The organism is Gordonia sputi NBRC 100414 (genome assembly GCF_000248055.1).
Lineage (GTDB): Bacteria > Actinomycetota > Actinomycetes > Mycobacteriales > Mycobacteriaceae > Gordonia > Gordonia sputi.
The window spans coordinates 1-1257 of record NZ_BAFC01000100.1 but is presented as its reverse complement, the minus strand read 5'-3'; the positions used below and the strand labels follow the sequence as shown (position 1 = coordinate 1257).

1 protein-coding gene is annotated in these 1257 nt (G+C 65.5%); it reads right to left on the bottom strand.

The window, feature by feature from the left end:
- Window positions 1-29 precede the first annotated feature (29 nt).
- A protein-coding gene (locus GOSPT_RS16160; protein ID WP_085941952.1) for an IS3 family transposase occupies window positions 30-1195 on the bottom strand; the annotation gives its coding sequence in 2 pieces (ribosomal slippage) (window positions 30-908 and window positions 911-1195; 1164 coding nt in all).
- Window positions 1196-1257 lie beyond the last annotated feature (62 nt).

Below are 1257 nucleotides of genomic sequence, written 5' to 3'. Positions count from 1 at the left end.
CCTGGTGCACGGATAGGTGACAGGGTTAGTCACGCGGCCTGAGGGGCCTCGTGGTTGATGATGGTCTCGAATTCAATGGGGGTCAATCTGCCGAGGCGGTCCTGTCGTCTGCGGCGGTGGTAGGTCCGTTCGATCCAGTGCACGATGGCGGCCCGGAGCTCGTCTCTGGTGGCCCAGGATCGACGGTCGAGGACGTTGTTCTGTAGCAGCGAGAAGAAGCTCTCCATCGCCGCGTTGTCACCACACGCACCGACCCTGCCCATCGACCCGAGCATGCCGTGCCGGGTGATGGCCTTCTGCATCTTCTTCGAACGAAATTGAGACCCTCTATCGCTGTGCAGAACGCAGCCGACCACGTCCCCTCGCCTGGCGACAGCGCTGTTCAGGGCGGCCACGGCCAGGCGGGACTTCATTCTCGAGTCGATCGAGTACCCGACGATCCGGCCCGAGTAGACGTCCTTGATCGCGCACAGGTACAGCTTGCCCTCGGCCGTCCAGTGCTCGGTGATGTCGGTCAGCCACAGCTCGTTGGGGCCGGGCGCGGTGAAGTCTCTCTTGACGAGATCGTCGTGTACAGGCGGGCCGGCCTTGCGGTGCTTGCCGCGGCCTCTCTTGCTGATGGTGCTGGTCCAGCCGCCGGCGGAGCAGATCCGCCACGCCGTCCGCCGGCACATCTTCTCGCCTGCGGCTTCGGCCTCGTCGGCGAGGTAGCGGTAGCCGAACTCCGGGTCTTCGCGGTGGGCGTCGAACAGGGCGTTGGCCCGGTACGCCTCGGCGAGCTCGGCGTCGGTGATCGGGTTCTTGCGCCACCGGTAGTAGGGCTGGCGAGCGATCTTGAGTACCCGACACGCCACCGCGACGGGGATGCCGTCAGCGGCCAGCTCACTCACGAGCGGGTACCACCTTTTCCCGGCAGATTCGCTTGGGACAGGTACGCCGCCGCCCGGCGTAAGACCTCGTTCTCCTGTTCAAGCAGGCGCACACGCCGCTTGGCCTCGCGCAGCTCACGCGATTCGGCCGACGTGGTGCCGGGCTTGATCCCGGCCTCCACGTCGGCCTTGCGGATCCAGTTGTTCAGGGTCATCGGGTGGATACCGAAGTCGGCAGCGATCTGTTCGAGAGTCACACCGTCTTCACGGTTCTGGGCGACGCGGACAACGTCGTCGCGGAACTCCTGGGGATAGGGCTTGGGCACAGCTGGCATCCTTCCAGGCCGCCCGGCAGGGCAAGCCAGATCAGATGTCACCTACTCGTGCA